The sequence below is a fragment of the Herbiconiux flava genome (genome assembly GCF_013409865.1).
Taxonomy (GTDB): Bacteria; Actinomycetota; Actinomycetes; order Actinomycetales; family Microbacteriaceae; genus Herbiconiux; species Herbiconiux flava.
This window is the reverse complement of sequence record NZ_JACCBM010000001.1, coordinates 2,159,434-2,183,954: the sequence shown is the minus strand read 5'-3', so window position 1 is coordinate 2,183,954 and position 24,521 is coordinate 2,159,434. Positions and strand designations below refer to the sequence as shown.

Annotated in this window: 22 protein-coding genes; 6 read left to right on the top strand and 16 right to left on the bottom strand. The window is 72.8% G+C overall.

Features of this window, described 5'->3' with window-relative positions; translation table 11 throughout:
- Positions 1–24: 24 nt before the first annotated feature.
- From BJ984_RS10560 to BJ984_RS10545, 4 genes are all read right to left on the bottom strand, one after another.
- The gene (locus tag BJ984_RS10560; RefSeq protein WP_179547975.1) at positions 25–1,071 is read right to left on the bottom strand and encodes an aggregation-promoting factor C-terminal-like domain-containing protein; all 1,047 of its coding nucleotides are present in this window, start codon (positions 1,069–1,071) and stop codon (positions 25–27) included.
- Positions 1,072–1,358: 287 nt separating this feature from the next.
- Positions 1,359–3,083 (bottom strand): carbohydrate-binding domain-containing protein, encoded by a 1,725-nt coding sequence (locus tag BJ984_RS10555; protein ID WP_179547974.1) that lies wholly within the window; start codon positions 3,081–3,083, stop codon positions 1,359–1,361.
- Between the two features lie 34 nt (positions 3,084–3,117).
- A complete protein-coding gene (locus tag BJ984_RS10550; RefSeq protein WP_179547973.1) occupies positions 3,118–3,915 on the bottom strand; it encodes a VTC domain-containing protein in 798 nt (265 codons plus the stop codon).
- Complete coding sequence (locus BJ984_RS10545; protein ID WP_179547972.1) at positions 3,912–4,532, bottom strand: DUF4956 domain-containing protein; 621 nt, start codon at positions 4,530–4,532, stop codon at positions 3,912–3,914. Before BJ984_RS10545 ends, BJ984_RS10550 begins: the two co-directional genes overlap by 4 nt.
- Positions 4,533–4,687: 155 nt before the next feature.
- On the opposite strand from BJ984_RS10545, the gene BJ984_RS10540 reads away from it, so the two are divergent.
- The 3 genes from BJ984_RS10540 (at position 4,688) to BJ984_RS10530 (ending at position 6,192) form a co-directional block, all read left to right on the top strand.
- Positions 4,688–5,446, top strand: a complete 759-nt coding sequence (locus BJ984_RS10540) for an NAD(P)H-hydrate epimerase (RefSeq protein WP_179547971.1) — start codon at positions 4,688–4,690, stop codon at positions 5,444–5,446.
- Between the two features lie 105 nt (positions 5,447–5,551).
- Positions 5,552–5,773 carry a hypothetical protein gene (locus BJ984_RS10535; RefSeq protein ID WP_173180523.1) on the top strand — a complete coding sequence of 74 codons (222 nt, stop codon included), beginning with the start codon at positions 5,552–5,554 and terminating at the stop codon, positions 5,771–5,773.
- A gap of 20 nt (positions 5,774–5,793) precedes the next feature.
- Positions 5,794–6,192, top strand: coding sequence for a DUF3618 domain-containing protein (locus tag BJ984_RS10530; RefSeq protein ID WP_179547970.1), 399 nt, complete (start codon positions 5,794–5,796; stop codon positions 6,190–6,192).
- Positions 6,193–6,258: 66 nt separating this feature from the next.
- On the opposite strand, the gene BJ984_RS10525 is transcribed toward BJ984_RS10530, so the two are convergent.
- Positions 6,259–7,461, bottom strand: a complete 1,203-nt coding sequence (locus tag BJ984_RS10525; protein WP_179547969.1) for an AI-2E family transporter — start codon at positions 7,459–7,461, stop codon at positions 6,259–6,261.
- A 56-nt stretch (positions 7,462–7,517) separates the two neighbouring features.
- Between BJ984_RS10525 and BJ984_RS19090 the strand changes: the two genes are divergently transcribed.
- On the top strand, positions 7,518–8,183 hold the full coding sequence (locus tag BJ984_RS19090) for a GntR family transcriptional regulator (protein ID WP_179547968.1): 666 nt from the start codon (positions 7,518–7,520) through the stop codon (positions 8,181–8,183).
- Positions 8,184–8,221: 38 nt separating this feature from the next.
- On the opposite strand, the gene BJ984_RS10515 is transcribed toward BJ984_RS19090, so the two are convergent.
- Entirely contained in the window at positions 8,222–9,142 is a 921-nt protein-coding gene (locus tag BJ984_RS10515) for an NAD(P)H-hydrate dehydratase (RefSeq protein WP_179547967.1), read from the bottom strand.
- Complete coding sequence (locus tag BJ984_RS10510) at positions 9,132–9,863, bottom strand: histidine phosphatase family protein (RefSeq protein WP_179547966.1); 732 nt, start codon at positions 9,861–9,863, stop codon at positions 9,132–9,134. Before BJ984_RS10510 ends, BJ984_RS10515 begins: the two co-directional genes overlap by 11 nt.
- Before the next feature lie 115 nt (positions 9,864–9,978).
- On the opposite strand from BJ984_RS10510, the gene BJ984_RS10505 reads away from it, so the two are divergent.
- Positions 9,979–11,037 carry an ATP-dependent DNA ligase gene (locus tag BJ984_RS10505; protein WP_179547965.1) on the top strand — a complete coding sequence of 353 codons (1,059 nt, stop codon included), beginning with the start codon at positions 9,979–9,981 and terminating at the stop codon, positions 11,035–11,037.
- A gap of 36 nt (positions 11,038–11,073) precedes the next feature.
- Here BJ984_RS10505 and ligD read toward each other — a convergent pair whose 3' ends face one another.
- The 5 genes from ligD to BJ984_RS10480 form a co-directional block, all read right to left on the bottom strand.
- The gene (gene ligD / locus BJ984_RS10500; RefSeq protein WP_179547964.1) at positions 11,074–12,096 is read right to left on the bottom strand and encodes a non-homologous end-joining DNA ligase; all 1,023 of its coding nucleotides are present in this window, start codon (positions 12,094–12,096) and stop codon (positions 11,074–11,076) included.
- A 59-nt stretch (positions 12,097–12,155) separates the two neighbouring features.
- On the bottom strand, positions 12,156–13,706 hold the full coding sequence (locus BJ984_RS10495) for an SPFH domain-containing protein (protein WP_179547963.1): 1,551 nt from the start codon (positions 13,704–13,706) through the stop codon (positions 12,156–12,158).
- 85 nt (positions 13,707–13,791) lie between these two features.
- The gene (locus BJ984_RS10490; protein ID WP_179547962.1) at positions 13,792–14,826 is read right to left on the bottom strand and encodes a Gfo/Idh/MocA family protein; all 1,035 of its coding nucleotides are present in this window, start codon (positions 14,824–14,826) and stop codon (positions 13,792–13,794) included.
- A 23-nt stretch (positions 14,827–14,849) separates the two neighbouring features.
- Positions 14,850–15,497, bottom strand: coding sequence for a hypothetical protein (locus BJ984_RS10485; protein WP_173180514.1), 648 nt, complete (start codon positions 15,495–15,497; stop codon positions 14,850–14,852).
- Between the two features lie 7 nt (positions 15,498–15,504).
- The gene (locus BJ984_RS10480) at positions 15,505–18,165 is read right to left on the bottom strand and encodes a phosphoenolpyruvate carboxylase (RefSeq protein WP_373877445.1); all 2,661 of its coding nucleotides are present in this window, start codon (positions 18,163–18,165) and stop codon (positions 15,505–15,507) included.
- Between the two features lie 94 nt (positions 18,166–18,259).
- Here BJ984_RS10480 and BJ984_RS10475 point away from each other — a divergent pair, with 94 nt between their 5' ends.
- On the top strand, positions 18,260–20,071 hold the full coding sequence (locus BJ984_RS10475) for a DEAD/DEAH box helicase (protein WP_179547960.1): 1,812 nt from the start codon (positions 18,260–18,262) through the stop codon (positions 20,069–20,071).
- Positions 20,072–20,105: 34 nt separating this feature from the next.
- Here BJ984_RS10475 and BJ984_RS10470 read toward each other — a convergent pair whose 3' ends face one another.
- The 4 genes from BJ984_RS10470 to BJ984_RS10455 all read right to left on the bottom strand — a co-directional run bounded on the left by BJ984_RS10470 (position 20,106) and on the right by BJ984_RS10455 (position 24,485).
- Positions 20,106–21,077 (bottom strand): LacI family DNA-binding transcriptional regulator, encoded by a 972-nt coding sequence (locus BJ984_RS10470; protein WP_246306709.1) that lies wholly within the window; start codon positions 21,075–21,077, stop codon positions 20,106–20,108.
- A 136-nt stretch (positions 21,078–21,213) separates the two neighbouring features.
- Positions 21,214–22,116 carry a tagatose-bisphosphate aldolase gene (locus tag BJ984_RS10465; protein WP_179547958.1) on the bottom strand — a complete coding sequence of 301 codons (903 nt, stop codon included), beginning with the start codon at positions 22,114–22,116 and terminating at the stop codon, positions 21,214–21,216.
- 83 nt (positions 22,117–22,199) lie between these two features.
- Positions 22,200–23,585 (bottom strand): FGGY-family carbohydrate kinase, encoded by a 1,386-nt coding sequence (locus BJ984_RS10460; RefSeq protein ID WP_179547957.1) that lies wholly within the window; start codon positions 23,583–23,585, stop codon positions 22,200–22,202.
- Positions 23,586–23,717: 132 nt separating this feature from the next.
- Positions 23,718–24,485, bottom strand: coding sequence for an SDR family oxidoreductase (locus BJ984_RS10455; RefSeq protein WP_179547956.1), 768 nt, complete (start codon positions 24,483–24,485; stop codon positions 23,718–23,720).
- Positions 24,486–24,521 lie beyond the last annotated feature (36 nt).

Sequence of the window (24,521 nt, the reverse complement as noted above, 5' to 3'; positions counted from 1 at the left end):
CCCGAGGGGTCTGCTCCTGAGGGATCAGTACCAGTTGACCGACTGCGAGTGCGACCAGGCCGAGCACGGCGTGCCGTAGCCGGCCGCGATGTACTTCAGGCCCCAAGTGATCTGGGTGACCGGGTTGGTGGCCCAGTCGTCGGCGATGGTCGACATCTTGCTGCCGGGCAGCGACTGCGGGATGCCGAAGGCGCCGCTCGAGGCGTTCTCGGCCTGGTAGTTCCAGCCGGACTCCTTGGTCCAGAGCGAGTCGAGGCACTGGAACTGGTCGGAGCCCCAGCCGTAGTCCGACGCGGCGATCTGGGCGGCGGCGGCGCGGGCGCCGTCAGGCGTGGTCGAAGCGGCGAGACGGTCTGCCGCGGCCTGCGCGGCAGCGGCGGCGTCGGCGGCCGCCTGGGCGGCAGCGGCCTCGGCGGCGGCCTGGGCTGCGGCGGCGGCTTCGGCGGCGGCCTTATCGAGGGCCGCCTTCTGGTTCTGCACCGAGGCGGTCTGCGTGACGGCCTGCGTGGTCAGCGTCTGCACCGTCGTCGTGTCGAGGTACGCGTAGTTGGCCAGCGAGGCGATCGACGTCGATAGCGCCGTGGTGTCGACCTGGCCCTTGGCGGCGCTCAGCACCGACGTGGCCTGGGAGACCGCACGGTCGGCGCGCTCGTCGGCCTGCTTCGAGGTGGTGTCGAACAGGGCGTCGACGGCCTTCTGCTCCTGGGTGCTCGGGAGCTGGGTGCCGGCGGCCGTCACGGTGGACGCGATCGTGGAGCCGACCGAGACGGTCTGTGCGTTCGCGATCGTGGGGTGCGAGAACGCCGTCAGCGTCACGAGGAGGCCGGCGGCGGCGAAGCCGGCCACCGGCACGATCGCACTGCGCTGCTTGCGGCGGCGGTCGTCGGCCCGGCGGGCGCTGGCGCTGCGCTCGACGGCGCGGCGGTCACGGCGGGTGGCGGGCGGGGCCGAGGCGGTGAGCGCGGCGGCCGTGGGGTTGGCGGGTGCCGAGTTCGCGGGTGCGGGGGTGGTGCTCATCGGGGTGCGGGTGCTCTGGGGCCTGTCGGGGGTGGTGTTCTCAGCGGTGCTCATGGGTTCCCTGGGGTGGGCCAACGGATGCACGGCGTGCGGAGATCGGGCAGCCTGCAGTCCAGCCGCGGTTCGAGCTCGGGTGAGAACGACAGCGCAGGGGCCCGCGTGGTTCGGGGGCGCGATGCCTGGCGGCGATTGGCGGTGACGGTCGGTGTCGGGTTGAAGCCGTCACGGCTTCTGTCACGATCCGCCTGACCAGGATGGGTTTCCCGGCGCTGGAGGCGAACGATTGAAGCCACAAGTATGAGTCGTTTTTCTGGGAAACCTCTCCATACGCGGTAATGCGTCTAGGGCCGACGCCCGTCGGCGGGCATACCGGCGCCGCCGCCCGGGGGCATCCCGCCCCCGCCGCCCATCGTTCCCGCGGCGGCCACGCCGGCCGTCGCCGTGGCCGCCGTCGTGCCGCCCGTGACGATGCTGTAGCTCGCGCCGGAGGAGACCGCCGAGGAGGAGTACACGACGTTCTGGAACTCCTTCGTCGACTGGAACGACGCGAGCTCGGTGCCGTCGGCGGCCAGGATCTGGACGATCTCCCCCGCATCGATCGTGCTCGTCTCCGTGGCCGAGAGCCAGCCCTGCGCCGACGCGGCGCCCGGGGAGACGGCCATTCCTGCACTGCCGGTGGCGAGCAGCGAGCCGCCCGAGACGGTGAAGTCCCCGTTCACGTCGAGGGCTCCGTTGCCGGAGTCGGTCGGGCCGTTCACGACGGTCGTGCCGCCGGTGATCGTCATGCTGCCGTTCGAGTCGAGACCGTCGCCGCCGGAGTCGACCGTGAGGGTGCCGCCCGAGATGGTGATCGTCTGGTCGCCGGCCGCCATCTCACCGCCGCCCATGCCCGGAACGGCATCCGGCTCGTCCGTCGCGTCAGTCGTGGTGTCCGCGGTCGCGGTGTCGGTGTCCGCGGTATCGGTGTCCGCGGTATCGGTGTCCGCAGCCGTGGTCGTGTCGCCGGCCGCGTTCAGGCCGTCGTCGCTCGCGGTGACCGAGATGTCGCCGCCCGCGACGGTGATGTGCTGCGACTCGAGGCCCTCGTAGCTGGAGGCGACGTCGAGGGTGCCTCCGTCGATCACGAGCGCGGTGTCGCCGTGCATGCCGTCATCGCCGGCCGTGAGGTCGAGGGCGCCGCCGGTGACGACCACGTCGGTCTGCGCCTGCACCGCGTCGTCGCCCGAGGTGACGATGATCGTGCCGGCCGTGACGCTGACGTAGCCGCGGGTGACGTCGGTGTCCTCGTCCGAGAGGAGGCCGTCGCCGCCGGCGGTGACGTCGAGAGTGCCGCCGTCGACCACCAGGTAGTCCTTGCCGCGGAGGCCGTCGTCGGCCGCGTCGACGGTGATCGCGCCCGAGGCGATGACCAGGCCGTCCTTGCTCGTGATGCCGTCGTTGCCGTTGCCCGTCACCGTGAGGGCGCCTTGGCCGGTGATCAGGAGGTCGGCCGAACTCCACAGGGCGGCGTTGGGGGTGCTGGTCGAGTCGTCGGCCGACTCCTCGGGGTAGCTGCCCGTGTCGCTGAGGCTGTTCGTCGAGCCGTCGGCGAGCACCAGCACGACCTCCTCGGCGGCGGTGACCGCGATGGCCGAGGTCGTGCTGCTGGCGATGGACGCCCCGTCGAGGACGATCCGCACGGTGCCCGTGTCGCCCGAGTCGACGACGAGCTGCCCGTCGGTGAGCTCGCCGCTCACGCGGTAGGTGCCCGAGGCGGTGATCGTGACGGTTCCGCCGTCGACGGTGACGCTGCCGGCGTCGGTTCCGGAGACGGTCGCGGTGCCGTCCGAGAGCGCGATCGCGGTGGCGGAGGCATCTCCGCCGGCGTCGTCGGTGAAGGTGTGCACCTCCTCGTTCGCGGCGAGCACGGCGGCGGCGTCCTGGGTGGCCTCGGCTCCGGCAGCGGCGCCCGTGGCAGAGGCGGTGCTGCCTGAGCCGGCGGCGACGGTGGTCGCGCAGCCGGCCAGCAGGGCGACGGTGGCGACGCCTCCGGCGAGGAGGGGGAAGACGGTGGTTCTGCGGTTCATCATGATCTCCTAGGTGGGATGGTCGGGGGCCGCGTCAGGCGGCCGGGGTGAAGTGGCGGCGGAGCACCCGCGACCACTTGTTGGCGGGCAGCGCCGGTACGAGGGCAGCGAGCCCGGTGCCGTACTTCGAGATGGTCGACGGCCGGTGCCCGTGCGCCCAGAGCACCCGGTCGACACCCGAGGGGCGGGAGCCCGACTTGGTCTCGACGATCGCGATGCCGGGCGTCTCGAACCGGCGGACCCGCCCCGTGACCGCGGGGTCGAGCTCCCAGGCGAGCTGCGTGTCGACGGTGGCCCGGCTCTCCGGATGCGCGTCCCGCCCGTCGCCCGGCACGAACAGCGTCGCCCGGCGGTAGCGGGTCACCACCGTGCGCCGCAGCCGCTCTGGCTCGAGGTCGAAGCCGGCCCCGTCGAGGGTGTCGTGGGCGTAGAGCAGGCCGTCCTCGTTCAGCTCGGACCGCTCGTCGAAGGCGTACTCGAGCCGCTCCTTCACCGTGGCCGAGCGGGCACCGCGCGTCTTCACCTCGAGGTAGGCCGTGGCCGAGTCGACGTAGGCGCGGGTGCGCATCTTGAAGCGGCGCCGGCGCGCGTGCGCCGCCATCCGGTAGCTCGTCAGCTCGGGGGTGTCGAAGTAGACCGACTCGTAGCGGAAGGCGCGCACCCCGCCCAGCTCGAGCACCTGCGTCTCAGGTCCGAGCTGATCCAGGATGCCCGGCAGCTCCCCCGCCGGTACGACGTACTTGCGGTCGACCCGCGTCTGCAGCGCGGCCCGGGCGGTCAGCTCCTCGAGCGAGATGGGGTCGAAGGCGTCGAGGTCGAGCGGGCCGGTCATCGGGCCACCGCTTCGGCGCGGGCGGCGGGAGCGGCCGGTGCCGCGACGTCGACGGCCGGGGCGGCGGCTCGGGCATCCGGGACCGTGTACCGCACGTCGACCACGGTGGTGTCGTTCACGAGGTCGAGGCTCTTCACCTGCACCTGCTTCACCCGCCCGCCGAGCAGCTGCTCGAGGTGCGCGGTGAGCGCCGGCTCGTCGGTGAACGCACGGTCGAGCACGATGCTCTGCTGGCGGTGCCGCGGGAACAGACGACGGCTGTCGCCGACGAACATCACGGCGAGAATGAGCACCATCAGGCTGATCGAGAGAACGCTCAGCGTGCTGCCGAGCCCGGCGAGGAGGCCGAGGGCGAGGGCAGAGAAGTAGTACGCGACCTCGTGCTGGGCGATCTCGTCGCTGCGCAGGCGGATGATGCTCAGCACCCCGAAGAGGCCGAGGCCGAGCCCGGCGCCGATGGTGCTCGAGCCGAGCACCATCGAGACGGCCAGCACGCCGACGTTGACGCCGAGGAAGGCGACCACGAGGTCGCGGCGGTGGTGGCGGCGGAAATACAGGCCGAAGGTCAGGATCCCGACCATCAGGAGGTCGAGGGCGACGAGGACGGCGTAGGTCATGAGGGGCTCCAGTGAACGGGACGTGAACGGATGTCCCTATTCATGCCGCTCCGGCTATGCGCCCCCTATGACGAACCTATGGGGCGCTTTCGAATGCCTCCGAGCTCGTCCGGCCCGGGATTGCGGGCGACGGATGCGCGGCCGAGGATGATCGCATGAGAATCGGCTACACCGCCCAGGCCGTCCGCGACGCCGAGCGCCCGCACCTCGAGGCGGGCGAGCCGCTGATGGAGCGGGCCTCGCACGCGCTGGCGCAGGAGATCACCGCGCGACTCGGCGCCCTCCCGCCGCCGCCCGACGGACGGCCGTGGCGGGTCGTGCTGCTCGTCGGCTCGGGCTCGAACGGGGGCGACGCGCTGTTCGCCGGCGCCGAGCTGGCGAGCGGGGCGGGGATCGCGGGCGGGACGGGGATCGCGGGCGAGGCGGGGATCATGGGCGGGACGGGGATCGTGGTGGAGGCCATCCGGGTGGGGACGCGGGTGCACGAGGGTGGCCGCGCCGCGGCGGAGGCCGCGGGCGTCGGGGTGCGGTCGCTCGCGGCGACGGAGGCGGCGCGGGTCGCGGTGCAGGGCGACGTGGTGGTGGACGGGATCCTCGGCACCGGCACGTCGGCGGCGGCACCGGCGCTGCGGGGGGCGGCGCGCGAGGCGGTGGCGGGCATCCTGGACCTGATCGCCGCGGGAGAAGGCCGCCCGCTGGTCGTGGCCGTCGATCTGCCGAGCGGTGTCGACCCCGACACCGGTGCGGTCGCCGACGAGGTCGTGCTGCCCGCCGACCTGACGGTGACCTTCGGGGGCATCAAGGCGGGGCTCCTGCAGGGGCCGGGTGCCCGGTTCGCCGGGGAGGTCGTGCTCGCCCGGATCGGCATCGAGGACGATCTCGCGGCGACCGAACCCGCGATCGTCGTGCCGTGAACCCCCGGGAAAGCGCCGGGAGCCCTTTGCGGATGCCGCCGACCGGAGAACGATGGGGGGAAGGGCGGTCTCGCACCGCATCCGCGAACTGAACGGACAGCACTCATGAAGAAGATCCTCGTCATCGTCGCCTTCGCCGCCGGCTACGTCGTCGGCGCCCGCGCCGGACGCCGCCGCTACGAGCAGATCCGCGACAAGGCCCAGCAGCTCTGGCACGACGACCACGTGCAGTCGGCCGTGCAGAGCGCCGGCGACGCCGTCGAGCAGGTCGCGGGCAAGGCCGCCGACAAGGCGGGCGACCTCATCGGCAAGGTACGCTCGCACTGACCTCCCGGGAAGGACCCTCCATGGCGAAGAAGAAGTCGAGCGACGAGCTGTCGGTGCCCAAGGCCATCTCCGAGGTGGCCCGGGGCGTCGCGACCGCGCGCGCCATGAAGCCGCACGACCATTCCGACGCCGGTCCGGCCGACGCCGACGGTGACTCCACGGCCGAGGCGCCGCAGCGCAGCCGGGCCGAGCTGCAGGCCGACATCGCCGCGACCCGCGCGCAGCTGGCCGGACTGGTCGACGAGATCGAGCACCGGCTCGACGTACCCGCGCGCGCCGAGGTGATCGTCGACGACTTCAAGACCGACCCGAAGAAGGCCGTGGTCACCCACAAGAAGACGACCGTGACCGCGGCCGTCGTGGTCGCCGCCGTCGGCACCGGCATCGGTCTGCTGATCCGGGCGATCGTCAAGAAGTAGAGACCCGAGACGAGAACGCCCGGCATCCGCTGAAGCGGGGCCGGGCGTTCTCCGTCGAGGGGGGCGCTACGCCACGACCTCCGCCGCCGGCGGCTCCGCCTTCGGCGTCCGATCCTTCTTCTTCCGCTTCGGGTGCGGCTCGGGCTCGGGGGCCGGCCCGTTCCAGACCTTGATGATCGCCCAGCCGACCGCCGCGATGGGCACCGACAGCACGGCGCCGACGATGCCGCCGAGGATGGTGCCCGCGGTCAGCGCGACCAGGATGACCAGCGGGTGCAGCTTCAGCGACTGCGCCATCACGACCGGCTGCAGGAAGTTGCCCTCCAGCTGGTTCACGGCGATCACGATGCCCACCACGACCAGCGCGGCCACCGGCCCGTTGGCGACGAACGCCACCAGCGCGGCCAGCACGCCGGCCAGTGTGGCACCGATCAGGGGGATGAACGCGCCGACGAAGACGATGATGGCGAGCGGCAGCGCCAGCGGCACGCCGACGATGGCGACGCCCACGCCGATCGCGACCGAGTCGACGAGGGCGACGACGGCCGTGCCGCGGATGTACCCGCCGAGCGTCCGCACCGCGGTGTGCCCGATGCGCTCCCCGCGCTCGTGCCGGTAGCCCTTGAACGGCTTGAGCAGGAAGGCCCAGATCTGCGGCCCGTCCTTCATGAAGAAGAACAGGATGACGATAGCCAGCACCGCCCCGGTGATGACCTCGCCGGCCGCCGAGACCCCGGCGAGCGCCCCCGATCCGAACTGGCTGCTGGTGAGGAAGTCGAGGGCGGAGTTCTTCGCGTCCTCGATCTGCGACTGGTCGATGTCGAACGGCAGGTTCGTGATGAAGCCCTGCAGGTTGTCCACGCCCTCGGAGGCGCGCTTGCCGAGCTCGTCCCACTGCCCGCGCACGGCGAACACGATCAGCGTGATGAGACCGCCGAACACCAGGATGGCCGCGACCAGCGTCACCCAGGTCGCCATCATCGCCGAGAAGCCGTGATGCTTCAGCCAGCGCAGCACCGGGCTGACCGCCGCCGCGAGGATGATCGCGATCAGCAGCGGGATGACCACGAGCTTCAGCTGCACCAGCGCGAACACCACCACGGTGGCGAGGATCAGCACCACGATGATCTGCAGGCTGCGCAGCGCGAGCTGACCGAACTTGTCGGTCAGCATCGACCGCAGGCTCGGGCGCGCCGTGGGGTCGGAGGGCGAGGGGCTCGCGGTGCCCGGAGGATTCGGGCGAGCGAGGGCGGAGTCGTCGGTCGGCATGGATTCACCATCCCACGAACGCCCGCCGCCCGCCCGCTCGCGCTAGCCTCGGGAACGTGCCCGCCTCCGCCTCCCCGTCGACCGCGGTGCAGACCGTCGCCGCCGCCCTGCGCGAGCTGATCCTCGATGCCCGGCTCGCTCCGGGCCAGGCACTCCGCGAGGAGACCCTCTCGGCCGAGCACGGCGTCAACCGCCACACGGTGCGCGCGGCCCTCCAGCTGCTGGCCGCGCAGCGCCTCGTCACCTTCGAGCCCTACAAGGGCGCCCGGGTGCGGGCCTTCTCCGACGACGACGTGCGGGCGCTGATGGAGTATCGCACCGCACTCGAGGGCGAGGCGGTCGCCCTGCTCCGGCGACGCACCGGCACGTCGGCGGGCGCACCGCTCCCCCTGCCGCCCGAGCTCGTGGCCGCGAACGCGCGGCTCCGCGAGGTCTGCGAGCGCCACCCCGACGACCACCGGGCCATCGAGAGCGCGCACGCCGAGCTGCATCACGCTCTGGTGGCCTCGGCCGGCAGCCCCCGCATCACCGAAGCGCACGGCCAGCTCGAGAGCGAGCTGCTGCTGTTCCTCAACCAGCTGCGGCCCCTGCTCCCGGCCGACGAGATGGCCGAGCAGCACGACCGGCTGCTCGAGGGCATCCGGATGCGCGGCGAGCCTGCCGTGCGCGAGCACCTCGCCCACTCCGCCGAGCAGCTCATCGCGCTGCACCGGTCCCGCTGAGCGAAGCCACCCGGGCGGAGCGACCGGCCCGGCCCCGGTCAGCCGATCTCGACGAGCACCCGAGGCAGCTCGGAGAGCAGCTCGCTCGCGAGGAACCCGAGCGGCCCCACCCGCACGGCCAGCCGGTCCCCCGCCGCCGCGTGGGCGTGCGTCGCCCAGACGGCGGCCTGCTCGAGCGACGCACCCCGGGCGCAGAGCCCGGTGATCGCGCCCGCGAGCACGTCGCCGCTGCCCGAGGTGCCGAGGCCGCCGTGGCCTGTGCCGACGATCCAGAGCCGGCCGTCGGGGTGCGCGATCCGGTTCTGGCACGACACGACGGCTCCGTACTCGCGAGCGACCGCTCGGGCCACCTCCCCGAGGTCGGGGTCGTCGCCCTCGGCGAGCTCGGCGTCGTCGGTCGAGGCCAGCAGCCGCCCCGCCTCCCCCACGTTCGGCGTCAGCACGAGGCGCCCGGCGAGCGCCTCCCGGGCGGACGAGTCGGGCAGCACGCCCAGCGCGTAGGCGTCGAGCACCAGCACGGTCGACTCGCCGACGAGCGCGGGCAGGCGGTCGAGCATCCGCTTGGCCTCGTCGGCGTCGTCGAGCCCGGGGCCGACCAGCACGGCATCCGCGGAGCCCAGGTCGTCGGCGGCCTCGTCGATCGAGGCGCCGTCGATGTGGCCCGAGCGCTCGGGCAGCGGAACGACGCCCGACTCGGGCAGCGCGACGGCGGCCGTCAGCGCGACGCTCTCGGCGAGTGCGATGGTGAGGCGTCCGGCACCGACGCGCAGGGTGGCCTCGGCGGCGAGCATCGCGGCTCCGGGCGAGCGGCGGTCGCCGCCCACGACGAGCACCTGGCCCCGGTCGTACTTCGACGCGCCCGGGCCGGGCAAGGGCCAGTCCCGCAGCACGGCGGGGGTGACGACGACGGGCGGCGGAGCATCCTGAGCCGTCGTCGAATCGGTCTGGTCACTGGTCATCGGTGTCTCCCGGATGCTCGGTCGGCGCCGCCAGGGCGTCGAGGTGCTCGTGCTCGGCGAACGTCGCGACCCGCCACCGGCCCTGCCCCGAGGGGCGCACCAGGCGGGTGACGGAGGCGTTCGTGACGGTGTGGTCCTGCGCGAAATCGAGGATCTCCTCCTCGCCCATCTCGCCGCAGACGTAGAGGAACAGCATGACGACGGCGTCGTGCGCGGCCACCAGCGCGGTTCCCTCGTCGTCGACGTCGTCCACGTCCGCGAGGAACGAGCGGATGCGCAGCGCCACGTCGGCCCAGGACTCCCCGCCCGGCGGCCGGTAGTAGAACTTGCCGAGCCACCGGCGCCGCGCGGCCTCTTCGGGGAAGCGGGCCTCGACGCCGACCGCGGTCAGCCGGTCGAGGATGCCGAGCTCGCGGTCGCGCAGCCGCTCGTCGACGCGCGGGGTCATCTCGACGCCCGCCTCGGCGAGCGCGATCTCGATGGTCTGACGGGCCCGCAGATACGACGAGCTCCACACGGTGTTGGGCACGCCGAACTCGGCGTGCTCGGCGATCCAGGCACCGAGGGCGGCCGCCTGCTGCTCGCCGAGGGGCGAGAGCGGCACGTCGGCGTCGCGCCACTCGACCTCGATCGTCTCGTCGCCGGCCTCCTGGGCCGCGGTCGCCTGCACGTTCGCCGTGCTCTCGCCGTGCCGCACCAGCCACAGTTCTCTCGCGCCCATCCCCTCACGCTATGCCGGTGCCGCGCATCCGCCACCCCTGTCCGGCGCTCGTCTGCCCCGGCCGGTGCTCGGCCGCCCCTGGCCCCCGGGGCGTCTCGGGGCCATGATCGAGGGCATGAGCACGATCGCGCCGATGCTGGCCAAGGCCGTCCCCGCCGTCCCGGCGCCCGAGAGCGTCGAGGGCGGGCTCGTCTACGAGCCGAAGTGGGACGGCTTCCGCGGAGTCATCTCCTACGACGGCTCGGGCACGGCAGCCGGGGTCGAGATCGGCAGCCGCGGATCGAAGCCGCTGACGCGCTACTTCCCCGAGCTGACCGAGGCGCTGGCGCGCATCCTGCCCGGGCCCTGCGTGCTCGACGGCGAGATCGTCGTGCCGGTCGCGGTCGACGGCGGGCGCGCGAAGCTCGACTGGGAGGCGCTCTCGCAGCGCATCCACCCGGCGGCCTCGCGCGTGGCGAAGCTCGCGGCCGAGACGCCGGCACTCTTCGTCGCGTTCGACCTGCTCGAGCGGGGCGACGACTCGCTGCTCGAGCAGCCGTTCTCGGCCCGCCGCGACGCGCTCGAGGAACTCGCCGCCGGGCTGCCCGCCCCGTTCCACCTCTCGCGCACGACGGCCGACGTCGAGCTCGCCCGCCGCTGGCTCGAGGAGTTCGAGGGTGCCGGGCTCGACGGCGTCGTCGCCAAGCCGCTCGCGGCCTCCTACGCCCCGGGCAAGCGCGTGATGCTCAAGGTGAAGCACCACCGCACGGCCGACGTGGTCGTGACGGGCTACCGCATCCATACCAGCGGGTCGGGCGTCGGCTCGCTGCTCCTCGGGCTCTTCGACGGCGACGGCCGGGGCGACCTGCGCGGCGTCGGCGGCGCCTCGGCGTTCACCGACAAGCGGCGGCTCGAGCTGATCGACGAGCTGGAGCCGTACGTCGAGCGCGACGCCGACGGCGAGCCGGTGCTCGGCGAGGGCGAGCGAAGCCGCTTCTCCTCGGGCAAGGACGTGTCGTTCGTGAAGCTGCGGCCCGAGCTCGTGGCCGAGGTGCGCTACGACCAGATGGAGGGCATGCGCTTCCGCCACACGGTGCAGTTCGAGCGCTGGCGGCCCGACCGCGAGGCGCGTTCGTGCACCTTCGAGCAGCTCGACCGGCCGATCGCCTACGACCTCGGCGACGTGCTGGTCTGACGTTAGACACCCGGCCCCGCGCCGGGCCGGCCGCCCTCAGTCGTCGTGGCGGGCGCGGCTCGGCTGCACGCGCGGCGGCTCCCCGGGCATCTTCGGGTAGTCGGGCGGGAACGGCAGCTCGCCGAGCCCCGACTCGAGGTCGCGGGCCCACCATTCCATCAGCACGTCGATGGTCCCCGGATGCTCGGCCATCCCCGCCCACGGGTCGCCGACCGTGCGCAGCCGCTCGGGCACCGTCAGCACGGTGAACGCCGTGGGGTCGGCACCCGGCAGCTCGTCCCAGGTGATCGGGCAGGAGACCGGAGCGTGCGCGAGCGCCCGCGGGCTGTAGGCACCGGCCATGGTGCGGTCGCGGTTCGCCTGGTTGAAGTCGACGAAGACCCGCTGCCCGCGCTCCTCCTTCCACCAGTTCGTGGTGACCTGCTCGGGCATCCGCCGCTCGAGCTCGCGGGCCGCGGCGATCACGGCGTGCCGCACGTCGAGGAATTCGCGGGTCGGCTCGATCGGCGCGAAGACGTGCAGGCCGCGGTTGCCGGAGGTCTTGATGAAGGCCTCGAGGCCGGCGTCGGCGAGCACCTTCCGCAGCTCGAAGGCGATCGGCACGGCGTCGCCGAAGTCGGTGCCGGGCTGTGGGTCGAGGTCGATGCGCAGCTGGTCGGGGAAGTCGCTCGTCTCGGCGCGCGAGGCCCAGGGGTGGAAGACGACCGTGTTCATCTGCACGGCCCACACCGTCACGGCGGTCTCGTCGATGACGATCTGCGGATGCGCCCGGGCGCTCGGGTAGGTCACCGTCTCCGAGCGCACGTAGTCGGGTGCGCCCTTCGGCGGGTTCTTCGAGAAGAACTGCTCGCCGTGGATGTCGCCGCCGAATCGCTGCAGCGAGATCGGCCGGTCGCCGTTGGCGGCGAGGAAGGCCTCCCCGACCGCGATGTGGTACTCGGCGAGGCCGAGCTTGGTGATGCCCGCCTCGGGGAAGACGAGCCGCGACGGGCTCGAGATGCGCACCTCGCGGGTGCCGTGCGGTCCGTCGACGTCGACCGTGGTCGCCTCACTAGCCATGGCGCTCACGCTACCGGGCGCCGCCCCTCCCGCCTAGGCATGGAGGGGCGGCGACGCGATCAGATGGCGGCGTCGGGGCTGGGAGCCGTGCGGGTGGTGGACGGGGCGACGCCCGCGTCGGCAAGGGCCCGGCCCGCTGCGGCGCCGGCGGCGGCGCCCGAGACGCGGCCCGTGACGATCTCGGCGATGTCGATGCCCACGAGGTCCTTCACGATCTGCATCGACGAGGCGAGCTGGCTCGCGACGTTGCCGCCGACCTGCTCGACGCCGTTGCCGTCGTTCGAGATGACCGTCATGTTCGTGATCGCGGCGAGCGGCTCCGAGGCCGCGCGCACGATCGCGGGCAGCTGCCCGATGACCTGCTGGCGCAGCAGGTCGTCGGCGCGCTCCTCGAGGGCGTCGGCCTGCGCACGTGTGGCCTCCGCCTCGGCGGCACCCTTCACGCGGATCGAGTTCGCCTCGGCCTCGCCCTCGGCCCGGAGCGCCTCCGCGGCGGCGATACGGCGGTTCTTCTCGGCCACACCCTCGGCCTCGGTGGCCTCGGCGGCGCTGCGGCGGCGGTTGCGCTCGGCGATACCCTCGGCCTCGACGGCCTCGGCCTGCGCCTTGCGGCGATCGCGCTCGGCGACCGCGGCGGCGACGGCGGCGGCCGCGTCGGCCTGGGCCTTCTTCTCCAGCGAGTACGCCTCGGCGTCGGCCACGGCGCGGATCTCGGCGTCGAGCTCCTGCTTGCGGAGGCCCACGCGCTTGCCGGCGGTGATCTCCTGCTGGGCGATGACCTCCTGCTGCGAGATCGCCTCGGCCAGCGGACGGGAGGCGGCGGCCTCGGCACGGGCTTTGTCGGTCTCCTTCTGGATCTCGGCGTTCCGCAGGTCGAGCTTGCGCTGCTGCTCGGCGACGGCCTGATCGGCCTCGATCCGGGCTTCCTCGGAGGTGCGGCGGGCCACCGACTCGGCGACCTCGGCGACCTGCTTCACGCGGGCGGCTTCCGCGCGACCGAGGTCACGGATGTAGCCGTTGTCGTCGTCGATCTCCTTGATCTGGAGTGTGTCGATCTGCAGGCCCTGCACGTCGAGCGACTCGCGCACGGCGTCGAGCACCTGACCCTGGAGGGCTTGGCGGTTCGTGATGATCTCGGTCACCGTCAGCTGACCGACGATCGATCGCACCGAACCGGAGAGCACCTCCTCGGTGGAGGTCTCGATCTGGTCCTGCTGGTTCAGGAAGCGCTGGGCGGCGGCGCGCACCATCGACTCCGAGCCGCCGACCTTCACGACGGCGACGGCGTTCACCTTGATGGTGATGGCGTCCTTGGTCTGGGCGGTCGCCTGCACGTTGAGCTGCCGGCTGCGGAGCGAGAGCTTGAAGTGCGCCTCGACGATGGGCTTGACGAACACGCGCGAGCCGAAGACGACGCGCTGGCCGGCGTTCTCAGTCTCCTCGAGCGCGGTCTGGCCCGATTTGACGGCCTTCTGGCGCGAGGTGACGATGATCGCCTCGTCGGGCTTGGCGACCTTGATGCCGCGCAGCAGGGTGATGACCACGATCAGCGCGATCAGCACCACGACGCCGACGACGGCGACGATGATGAGGGAGTCGAACGGGAACAAAGAGCGGCCTTCCTGGAGGGAGCGGTCGTGCGGGGATGGGAGCCGTTCGGGTCGAGTCCTGCCCCCAGTATGTCGGAGGTCGCCCCTACCGCGCCTGCCCGTGGGCCTCCTCGATGATCCGCAGCACCTCGACGGCGTCCTCGGGCGCGACCGGCACGGGAGCTCCCGAGAGCACGGCGGCGGCGAATCCGCGGTAGAAGGCGGGGTAGTCGCCGGCAGTGAGTGGCAGCTCCTCGTCGGGCGCATCCGGCCGGGAGAGCACCCCGACGGCCGCGCCCTCGAGCCCGTAGCCGGGATCACCGGGCTTCGCGCCGCCCGCGAGCTGCGCCTCCTGCGGATCGAGACCGCGCGTCGCGAAGACCGCCGACGAGCCGATCACCCGGAACCGCGGCCGGGCCGACGGCGCCACGAGGCTCGTCCAGAGGCGGGAGCGCACCCCGTTCGCGTGCCGCAGGGTCACGAAGGCGTCGTCGTCGGCCACCGCTCCGTCGCGCCGCGCGTCGAGCTCGGCGTGCACCTCGGTCACGGGCCCGAACAGCTGCAGCGCCTGGTCGATGACGTGCGGCCCGAGGTCGAAGAGCACTCCCCCGCCGTCGGCGGCCGCCGCGCCCTCCTTCCACTTCTTGGCGCCCAGGGTCGGCTTCCACACCTCGAACGCCGACTCGAAGACGCGCACCTCGCCCAGGAGGCCCTCGGCGATCACGCGGCGCACCGTGAGGAAGTCGCCGTCCCAGCGCCGGTTGTGGAACACCGAGATCGTGCGGCCCACCGCCGCGGCGTGCTCCACGAGCGCCGTGGCGTCGGCCGCGGTCAGGGCGAAGGGCTTGTCGACGACGACGTGCAGTCCGGCATCCAGGGCCCGGTGCGCGAGCGGCGCGTGGGTGGCGTTCGGGGTGGTCACGACCACCACGTCGAAGTCACCGGCGCGGGCGAGGAGGGCATCCGCATCCGGGATCACGATGTCGCCGTACTGCTCCCGCACCGCGTCGGCCCGCGACGGCGAACCGGTGACGACCCCGTCGAGCGAATAGTCGGGCGAGGCGGCGAGGAACGGGGTGTGGAAGACGCGGCCGCCGAGGCCGTAGCCGATGACAGCGGTGCGGAGAGGTGCGGAGGTCATTCCCCAACGCTAGCGAAAGCCGCTCAGCCCCAGGTGCCGGGCGGCGACGCGTACACGGGCACCGGCGACTGCGACCAGTGCGAGCCGTTGCCGTAGTGCGAGGTCGCCCAGGGCGACGCCCAGATCGCCGCCTCGATCTGCCCCGTGGGCGCCGAGCTCGAGAACCCCGCCACGATCGCCGAGTACCCCGGGTTGCCGTGCAGTGCGTTGCCCACGTTCGCCGCCGCCGTCACGAGCGTGTCGTAGCTGCCGAGCCCCGAGCCGCCGCCCGAGCCCCAGCCGTTGTTCAGCGGGTTGTTGCGCAGCCACCAGTCGTCCGGGCCGTTCTCCTGGCGCATCCACCGCATCATCACCGTGATGTTCGACTCGCTCGTCGGGAAGCCGGCCATGTAGAGCACGAGCACCGCCCAGTCGCGGTTGGTGCTGCCCTTCGAGAGGTTCTGCAGGCCCGAGACGGCGTCGTACGAATCGCGGGCGACGGATGCTCCGGCCGCCCCTCCGGGCACGGTGAACGTCTGCCCGACCGAGTCGGGGCCGGCGGCCGCCTGCGCCGCCTCGATCTCCTGCTCGAAAGGGGACTCGACGGGCAGGGGCGGCGGCGCCAGCGCGGTCAGCGCGGCGAAGCCGACGACGGTCGCGCCGGCGATGACGGAGAGCGCGGTTCTGACCATGCTTCCATCATCCGGTGTTCTGCAGGCCGGCGGCGATCCCGTTCACGGTCAGGAGCAGCAGGCGGTGCGGCGCGTCGTCGGGATTCGTGCTCCCCGTCGCCCGCACCTCACGCAGCGCGCGCAGCTGCAGCAGCGACAGCGCGTCGACGTAGGGGCTCCGCAGCCGCACGGCGCGGCGCAGCACCGGGCGGTCCTCGAGGATCGAGGTGTGCCCGCTGGTGCGCGCCACCCACTCGCGGGTGAGCTCCATCTCCTCGCGCACCAGCGCGGCGAGGTCGTCGCGGTCGCCCAGCTCGAGATAGCTCGCGGCGATGCGCGCATCCGTCTTCGCCAGGGACATCTCGACGTTGTCGATCATCGAGGCGAACAGCGGCCAGCGGGCGTAGGCGGTGCGCAGCCGCTCCTCGTCGCCGACCGCGGCGAGCGCCGAGCCGAGGCCGAACCAGCCGGTGAGGTTGATGCGGGCCTGGGTCCAGGCGAACACCCACGGGATGGCGCGGAGGTCTTCCAGCGACTCCACCGAGAGCCCGCGGCGGGCGGGCCGGGAGCCGAGCGCCAGCAGGCCCACCTCCTCCATCGGGGTGACCTGCGCGAACCACGGCGCGAAGCCCTCGGCCTTGACGAGCTCGAAGAAGCGCCGGCGCGAGGCCACGTCGAGGGCGGACGCCACGTCGGCGAACTCCTCGGCGGCGGCACGGTTCCGCTCCTCGTTGGCCGGGCTCGAAGCGAGCAGGGTGGCCGCGGCCATCTGCTCGATGTGCCGCGCGGCGATGGTCTTGTCGCCGTACTGGGCGAAGATCACCTCGCCCTGCTCGGTGAGCTTGAAGCGGCCCTCCACCGATCCCGGAGGCTGCGCGAGCACGGCCTCGTTGGCCGGTCCGCCGCCGCGGCCGAGGGCCCCGCCGCGACCGTGGAAGAGGGTCAGCTCGATGTCGTTCTCGGCGGCCCAGCGCGAGATGCGGGCCTGCGCGTCGTAGAGCGCGAGCGTGGCCGACACCGGCCCGACGTCCTTCGAGGAGTCGGAGTAGCCGAGCATCACCTCGAGCTTCCGGCCGGTCGCGGCGAGCCGCTCCTGCACCTGGGGCAGCTCGATCATCTCGGCCAGGATGCGCGTCGACGCGTTCAGGTCGTCGAAGGTCTCGAACAGCGGGATGGCGTCGAGCACGGGGGCCGCCTCGGCCGATCCGAGCGCGGCCTCGGCCAGCGCGTAGACCGTCGCGATGTCCTCCGACGACTGCGTGAACGAGACGATGTAGCGCCGCGCCGCCCGCACGCCGTAGCGCTCCTGCAGGTAGGCGATGGTGCGGTAGACCTCGAGCACCTCGACGGTCATGTCGTCGAGCTCCCCGCCCGCCCGCACGTCGGCGAGGGCCTTCCGGTGCACCTGCGAGTGTTGGCGCACCTCGAGTTCGGCGAGGTGGAAGCCGAAGGTCTCCACCTGCCAGATCAGGTTCTGCAGCTCGCCGTTCGCGCTCCGGTGCGCTCCCCCGTCGCGCAGCGACCGCTGCACCACGAGCAGGTCGGCGAGCAGCTCCTCGGGGCGGTGGTAGGCGAGCGGATGCTCGTCCCGCCGTGTCGCCGCGAGGCGCTCCGCCACCACCAGCAGCACCCGGCGGTGCGGCTCGTTGGGGGCGCGGGTGCCGATGCCCGAGGTGATCTGCCCGGCCATCCGCTCCTGGCTCGCGGCCAGCTCGCGGAGCTCCTCGCTCGCGGGGGTGTCGGCGGCGTCGAGGGTAAGCGTGCGGCCGATCCGGCTGGTGACGTGCTCGAGGCCGAGCAGCACGTGCTCGGAGGCGATCGCGGCGGCCGCCTTGGTGACGTCGGCGGTGACGAAGGGGTTGCCGTCGCGGTCGGCGGCGATCCACGAGCCGAGGCGCAGGAAGGCGGGCGCCTCGGCCGGCACGCGACCGGCGTCCGCTCCGAGCAGCCAGTCGTCGAGCATCCGGTACACCCGGGGCACCACCTGGAAGAGCGTCTGGTCGAAGATCGACATCGCCGTGCGCACCTCGTCGAGCGGGGTGGGGCGGGTGGTGCGCAGCGGCGAGGTGCGCCAGAGCACGTCGATCTCCTCGAGCAGCCGGCGCTCGTTGTCGGCGAGCAGCACCGATTCCCGGCCCGCGCCGTCGCGCTCGGCGAGCAGCTCGCTGATGCGGCGGATGGCCGACGCCACGGCACGGCGCCGGGCCTCGGTCGGATGCGCGGTCAGCACCGGGTGGAACCGCATGGTGCGCAGCCGCTCGGCGGCCTCCTCGGCGCCGACCTCGTCGACGATGCGCTGCACGGCGGCGGGCAGCGAGTCGGCACCCGTCGCGGGGCGGGCGTGCAGCACGCGTACGCGGTGGTGCTCCTCGGCGAGGTTGGAGAGGTGGAAGTAGCAGGTGAAGGCGCGGGCGACCTGCTCGGCCCGCTCCTGGCCGAACGAGGCGACGAGGGCCTCGGCGGCGTCGAGCGAGGCCCCTCCGCCCTGCTCGTAGGCGCGGATCACGAGCCCGCGCAGCCGCTCGACGTCGGCCAGCAGCTCCTCACCGCCGGCCTCGGTGAGCACGCGGCCGAGCAGCGCACCGAGCAGGCGCACGTCGGAGCGCAGGTCGAGATCGACCTCGTGGCTCACGCTGCGGCGGTCGGCGTCGGTGGGAAGGGGTGGTGTCGCGTCGGATTCGCTGGTCACACGCTCACGGTAGCGCCCGCACCGCATCCCACGAAAATCGGCCGTAGCCCCCCGGTAACACGGAGGGCACAGGGCGAGGCGGTACCGTTGAGGCATGGCATCATCCAGTACCACCGCGCCCGACGAGGCGCTCGACGCCCGCGAGCAGACGACCTTCGCCGACCTGGGCCTCAGCGACCCGGTGATGAAGGTGCTCAAAGACGTCGGCTACGAGACCCCCTCGGCCATCCAGGCCGCCACCATCCCCACCCTGCTGGCCGGCCGCGACGTCGTCGGCCTCGCCCAGACCGGCACCGGCAAGACGGCCGCGTTCGCGCTGCCGATCCTCTCCCGGCTCGACCTGTCGCAGAAGACCCCGCAGGCCCTCGTGCTCGCGCCCACCCGCGAGCTCGCCCTTCAGGTCTGCGAGGCGTTCGAGAAGTACGCGGCGCACCTCAAGGGCGTGCACGTGCTCCCCGTCTACGGCGGGCAGGGCTACGGCGTGCAGCTCTCCGCGCTCCGTCGCGGCGTGCACATCGTCGTCGGCACCCCCGGCCGCATCATGGACCACCTCGAGAAGGGCACCCTCGACCTCAGCGAGCTGCGCTTCCTCGTGCTCGACGAGGCCGACGAGATGCTCAAGATGGGCTTCGCCGAAGACGTCGAGACGATCCTCGCCGACACCCCCGACTCCAAGCAGGTGGCCCTGTTCTCGGCCACCATGCCCGCGCAGATCCGCCGCATCTCCAAGCAGCACCTGCACGACCCCGAAGAGATCACGATCAAGAGCACCACCACGACATCGGCGAGCATCGCGCAGCGCTACCTGATCGTGTCGTACCCGCAGAAGGTCGACGCCCTCACGCGCATCCTCGAGACCGAGAACTTCGAGGGCTTGATCGTGTTCACGCGCACGAAGAACGAGACCGAGACACTCGCCGAGAAGCTGCGCGCCCGCGGCTACACCGCCGCCGCCATCAACGGCGACGTCGTGCAGGCCCAGCGCGAGCGCACGGTGAACCAGCTGAAGTCGGGCAAGCTCGACATCCTCGTGGCCACCGACGTCGCGGCCCGCGGGCTCGACGTCGAGCGCATCAGCCACGTCGTCAACTTCGACCTGCCGATCGACACCGAGTCGTACGTGCACCGCATCGGCCGCACCGGCCGCGCGGGCCGCACCGGCGACGCGATCAGCTTCGTCACGCCCCGTGAACGACGGATGCTCGCCGCCATCGAGAAGGCGACGAGGCAGCCGCTCACCGAGATGCGGCTCCCCACGGTCGACGACGTCAACGCCACCCGGCTGACGCGCTTCGACGACGCCATCACGGCGGCGCTCGGGGAGCCGGAGCAGATCCAGACCTTCCGCGACATCGTCGGGCACTACGTCTCGCACCACGACGTGCCCGAGGCCGACGTGGCCGCGGCACTCGCCGTGGTGGCGCAGGGCGGCACGCCGCTGCTGCTCTCGGCCGAGGACGAGCGCCGCTCGCAGGCGGTCGAGCGCGAGCGCGACCGTGGGGAGCGCGCCGAACGCGGCGGCTCCGACCGCGGCCGCCCCGAGCGCTCGTCGCGCGACCGGTTCTCCGACGGCGACGGCGACCGCGGTTCCCGCGGTGGCGGCGGCCCGAAGGCCACCTACCGCATCGCGGTCGGCAAGCGCCAGATGGTCGAGCCGCGCCAGATCGTCGGCGCGCTGGCCAACGAGGGGGGCCTCCGCCGCGAGGACTTCGGCGCCATCCAGATCCGGCCCGACTTCTCGCTCGTCGAGCTGCCGGCCGACCTGCCCGCCGACACGCTGCGACGCCTCAAGGACACCCGGATCAGCGGCAAGCTGATCGAGCTGAAGCCCGACCGCTTCGGCAGCTCGGCGAAGCGCCCCGAGCGGGGCGACCGCGAGTCCCGCCCGCCGCGCGAGCGCTACTGAGCGATTCAGCCGCTCTCGGAGTTGCGGCTGCTCCTCAGGGGCAGCCGCAGCTGCGGCGCACCGTCAGGCCGACCGGCACGACCGTCGAGGCCTCGTAGCGGGCCTTCGGCGCGTTGAAGCGCTCGAGGGCGCGGGTCGCCGCGAGGCGGCCGAGGCGCGCCGGGTCCTGGTCGATCACGCTGACGGAGGGCGTCAGCCGATCCGCCATCGGGAAGTCGCCGAAGCCGACGAAGGCCGTGCCCGCGCGCTTCAGCGCCGAGAAGGCGTGCATCGTGACACGGGCGTTCGACGAGAAGGCGGCGGTGGGGGCATCCGTCAGCCGGCGGAGCCGCTCGAGTTCGCGGGCGGCCCCGTCGTCGCTGCCCGCGTCGAAGGCGATCAGGCGCTCGTCGAGCGGCAGGCCGGCGTCGGCCAGCGCCTCGGTGTAGCCCGCGAGACGACGGCGCGAGCTCGGCGGATGCGTCTGGTCGGCCAGGAACGCGACCCGCGTGTGCCCGTGCTCGAGCAGGTGCCGGGTGGCGAGGTAGGAGCCGTGCCGGTCGTCCTCCACGAAGGAGTCGGCGTCGAGGTCGATCGGCGCGCGGTCGACGAACTCGATCGGGGTGTGCTCGGTCCAGGGCGCGAGCCAGGCATGGTCGGCGGCGACCGGGGCGAGCACGAGGCCCATCAGCTGGGTGCGCAGCAGCGCCTCGAGCACCGGCTTCTCGCGGGCCGGGTCGTCGCCGATGCTGGTCACGAGCGTGGTGATGCCGCTGGCCGAGCAGACCCGCTCGACCGCACGCACGACGGCGGCGAAGAACGGGTCGACGACGTCGGGCACCGCGACGCCGACGCTCGAGGAGCGGCCGGCGCGGAAGGTGCGGGCGAGCACGTTCGGCACGTAGTTCAGCGTGCGCATCGCCTCCGACACCCGCTCACGGGTCTCGGGCAGCACGTGCGGGTCGTCGTTGAAGACGCGCGACACGGTCTTGGCGCTCACGCCGGCGCGGTCGGCCACATCCTGCATCGTCGCCACGCGCACGCTCCTTCACCGGGATGCGCCGGGACGGGCATCCGCTCTGCTCACCCTCGCGGGTGTCGGGCCCGCACCGGGGTCGGGCCCGCAGAGAGTCTACGGCGGCCCGACCCGGCACCCGGGAGGACTACTCGCGGTTCGCGAGCACCTCGTCGATGATCGCGGCGAGCTCCTTCAGGCGAGGCACGGCCTTCGTGGTGAGCAGCTCCTCGCGCTTCTCGGACGAGATGGAGAGGCTGTCCTTCCAGAGCGACCGGCCGGCCATGGCGCCACGGGCGCCGTTGACGACGGCGGTGCGCACCTGGTCGACGAAGGTGGCGTGGTCGACACCGGCCGAGAGCACGGCCCACGGCACGCCCGCGGCGGCCTCGGTGACGGCGGCGGCGGCCTCGGCGGATCCCGCGTACTGCAGCTTCAGCACCTTGGCGCCGGCGGCGACGCTGAGCTCGGCCGCGCCCGAGATGAGCGAGGGGAAGACGTCGGCGTAGTCCTCGTCGCTCTCGTCCTCGAGCTGGTAGGTGAGGATCTCGACGATCAGCAGCACGCCCTCGGCCTCGCACTCGGCGGTGAGGCGGGCGATGTCGTCGAGCACGACCTTCTCGTCGTCACGGCGGTCGGCACGCAGGTACCAGAGCATCTTGGCGGCGTCGCCACCGAGCTCGCGCACCTTGCGGGGGGTCATGCCCTCGACGTAGCGGGTGCGCTTCAGGCCGTTCTCGACGGCGAAGCCCGACTCGTCCATGGCGACCACGAGGCCGGTGTCGCTGTCGAGCGTGCCGTCGTCGACGACGCGGGGCAGGGCGGTCGAGGGGTCGAGCAGGATGGCCGGGGCGGCGTTGCCGAGGTGCTTCAGCAGGTCGCTCTTGGCGTCGGCCAGCTCGTCGCGGCTGATGCCCTCGGCGCCGTTCGGGGCGTCCTTCATGACGGCCTTCATGCCGTTGCGCTGGTCGGCGGCGACGATCAGCATGCCGCCGGCGGGGGTGCTGATCTTGGCGAGCGCGCGGCGCTCGAGGGTGGTGAGTTCGTTCACGGGAGGACTCCTTGGTGGGGTGGTGGGGCTTGGGAGGGGGGGGTTCGGGGGTGTTCTGATCGTGGGGCGCGCGGCGGCGTGGGTCAGGCCGAGTGGTCGGCGCGCGCATCCGTCGTCGTGGGCGAAGCCGCGGTCAGGAGGCGCGAGGCGAAGACGGCGGCGCCGTAGGCGGTGTCCTGCGAGCGGTCGGAGACGCGCACGCCCGCCAGCACCTCGGCCCTGGCGCGCTGCACCGAGCGCATGCTCGCCCAGCCGCCCGTGAGGAGGGCGGAGGTCGCGGGCGGGACCTCGCGGTCCATCGCCTCGACCAGCAGGGCGAGCTCGTCGTTGCCGTGCCGGAGCACCGCACCGAAGAGATCCGCCGGTCCGGCACCGTCGGCCTGCACGACGAGACGCAGCACGCCGTCGTCGTTGCGGGCACCGGACACCTGCACGTCGCCGGCCTGCAGCACGCCCTCGTAGGGCTGCTCCATCACGGCGGCGTCGAGGGCGTCGCGGCCGGCGCGGTCGTTCACGCCGACGAGCTGCAGGGTGCGGCGCATCAGCAGCCCGGTCTTGACGCCGGCGACGAGCACCCACTTCCCGGGCACGACGTGGCGCACGCAGTTGATCAGCCAGTCGGCGAGCCGCTCGCGGGCCTCGAACGGCAGCGGAGCGTCGAGCACCCGCAGCAGCACCTCGGCTGTGCCCATCGAGACGTGGTAGCGGTCATCCGGGAACTCGCCCGTCGAGACGGCCGAGACGAGGTGGTCGTGGCCGGCCACGGTGAGCCGGGCGCCGGCGAACGCGGCCGGCAGCCAGGCGGCGTCGGCCTCGCCGAGCGGGGTGCCCGCGTCGACGAAGGGCGGGAGGAAGTCGGGGGTGACGCCGAGGTGGGCCAGCAGTTCGGGCCAGGGGGCACCGCTGTCCTGGTCGAGCAGGCCGGTGCGCGAGCTCAGCGAGTACTCCGCCGCCTGCTCGCCGCCGAGGGCCGCCACGACGAACTCGGGCAGGTTCAGCCACCGCGCGCCGGTGAGGTCGAGGCCCTGATCGCGCAGGTGCAGCAGCTTGATCACCGAGACCTGCACGCCCAGCGGCAGTCCCGTGCGGCCGGCGAACTCGGTGCGGATGCTCGGCGGCAGCGCCTCGACCTGCTCCGCGCCGCGGGGGTCGAACCAGGCGATCGCCGGGGCGATCGCGTCGCCGTTCGCGCCCAGCACCACGCCGGACTCCCCCATGCCCGACACCGCGACGGCGCCGATGCGTGCGTCGCCGCCGCGCAGCTCGGCGAGGTCGGCGGCCACGAGCTCGAACAGCTCGCGCACGGTCTGCACGAGGTCGGCGGCCTCCATCGTGGTGGTGCCGGCAGCGCCCGCGCGCCACGGCGTCGGCAGCTGGCGGATCAGCACCTCGGCGCCGCTCTCGTCGGCCACGAGGATCTTCACGCCTGTGCTGCCGAGGTCGAGCCCGGCGACGAGGGGTGTGCTCATGGTGAAACTCCTGGATCCCGATGCGGGCTCTGCCGCTGCGCCTGTGCAGCCGCCATGTCATCGATGTCATGGCCTACGCTAGCACACCATGTCATCGATGTCACGGGTGAGACCGGCGCCCGGCGCGGGGCGTCAGATCGCCGTGTAGCCGCCGTCGATCACGATGCTCTGGCCCGTGAGGTACGACGAGGCGTCCGACGCCAGGTACAGCGCCAGCCCGTGCAGATCGGCGGGCTCGCCCATGCGCCCGGCCGGGATCGTACCGATCCACTGCGCCGCGAGGTCGGGGTTCGCCTCGGTGAACTCGCGGGTCATGTCCGACAGGAAGTACCCCGGCGCGATCGCGTTCACCCGCACCCCGTCCGGCGCCCACTCCACCGCGAGCGACGCCGCCAGGTGGCTCACCGCCGCCTTCGAGGCGTTGTACGAGGCCTGGAACTGCGGCTGGTTCACGATGAACGCCGACATCGACGAGATGAAGATCGCCGACGCCGGAACCCCCGCCGCCAGCGCGCGCCGGCCGAACGACTGCGCCGCGAAGAACGTGCCGTCGAGGTTCACCGCGAGCACCTTCCGCCACGTGGCCGCGGGCACGTCAACGCTCGAGCCCCAGATCGTGATGCCCGCAGCCGTCACCAGCAGCGACGGCACCCCGAGGTCGGCTTCCGCAGCGGCGAAAGCCGCCTCGACGGCGTCGGCATCCGTCACGTCGACCTCGTAGCCCCGGGCGTCCACGCCGAACTCACCCGACAGGCGAGACGCCGACTCCCCCACGATCGGCAGCAGGTCGAGCAGCGCCACCTTCACGCCCTGCCCCGCCAGCGCCGTGGCGAGCGAGTAGCCGAGCCCGCGGGCTCCTCCGGTGACGACCGCGGTGCGGCCCTTCAGATCCTCGAACATGAGCGCTCCTTCGTGGTGGGTGATGAGACGGCCACG

Coding starts and splice junctions, on each gene's coding strand:
- BJ984_RS10560 (WP_179547975.1), bottom strand. CDS start 1,071: ATGAGCACCGCTGAGAACACCACCCCCGACAGGCCCCAGAGCACCCGC.
- BJ984_RS10555 (WP_179547974.1), bottom strand. CDS start 3,083: ATGAACCGCAGAACCACCGTCTTCCCCCTCCTCGCCGGAGGCGTCGCC.
- BJ984_RS10550 (WP_179547973.1), bottom strand. CDS start 3,915: ATGACCGGCCCGCTCGACCTCGACGCCTTCGACCCCATCTCGCTCGAG.
- BJ984_RS10545 (WP_179547972.1), bottom strand. CDS start 4,532: ATGACCTACGCCGTCCTCGTCGCCCTCGACCTCCTGATGGTCGGGATC.
- BJ984_RS10540 (WP_179547971.1), top strand. CDS start 4,688: ATGAGAATCGGCTACACCGCCCAGGCCGTCCGCGACGCCGAGCGCCCG.
- BJ984_RS10535 (WP_173180523.1), top strand. CDS start 5,552: ATGAAGAAGATCCTCGTCATCGTCGCCTTCGCCGCCGGCTACGTCGTC.
- BJ984_RS10530 (WP_179547970.1), top strand. CDS start 5,794: ATGGCGAAGAAGAAGTCGAGCGACGAGCTGTCGGTGCCCAAGGCCATC.
- BJ984_RS10525 (WP_179547969.1), bottom strand. CDS start 7,461: ATGCCGACCGACGACTCCGCCCTCGCTCGCCCGAATCCTCCGGGCACC.
- BJ984_RS10515 (WP_179547967.1), bottom strand. CDS start 9,142: ATGACCAGTGACCAGACCGATTCGACGACGGCTCAGGATGCTCCGCCG.
- BJ984_RS10510 (WP_179547966.1), bottom strand. CDS start 9,863: ATGGGCGCGAGAGAACTGTGGCTGGTGCGGCACGGCGAGAGCACGGCG.
- BJ984_RS10505 (WP_179547965.1), top strand. CDS start 9,979: ATGAGCACGATCGCGCCGATGCTGGCCAAGGCCGTCCCCGCCGTCCCG.
- ligD (WP_179547964.1), bottom strand. CDS start 12,096: ATGGCTAGTGAGGCGACCACGGTCGACGTCGACGGACCGCACGGCACC.
- BJ984_RS10490 (WP_179547962.1), bottom strand. CDS start 14,826: ATGACCTCCGCACCTCTCCGCACCGCTGTCATCGGCTACGGCCTCGGC.
- BJ984_RS10485 (WP_173180514.1), bottom strand. CDS start 15,497: ATGGTCAGAACCGCGCTCTCCGTCATCGCCGGCGCGACCGTCGTCGGC.
- BJ984_RS10475 (WP_179547960.1), top strand. CDS start 18,260: ATGGCATCATCCAGTACCACCGCGCCCGACGAGGCGCTCGACGCCCGC.
- BJ984_RS10470 (WP_246306709.1), bottom strand. CDS start 21,077: ATGCAGGATGTGGCCGACCGCGCCGGCGTGAGCGCCAAGACCGTGTCG.
- BJ984_RS10460 (WP_179547957.1), bottom strand. CDS start 23,585: ATGAGCACACCCCTCGTCGCCGGGCTCGACCTCGGCAGCACAGGCGTG.
- BJ984_RS10455 (WP_179547956.1), bottom strand. CDS start 24,485: ATGTTCGAGGATCTGAAGGGCCGCACCGCGGTCGTCACCGGAGGAGCC.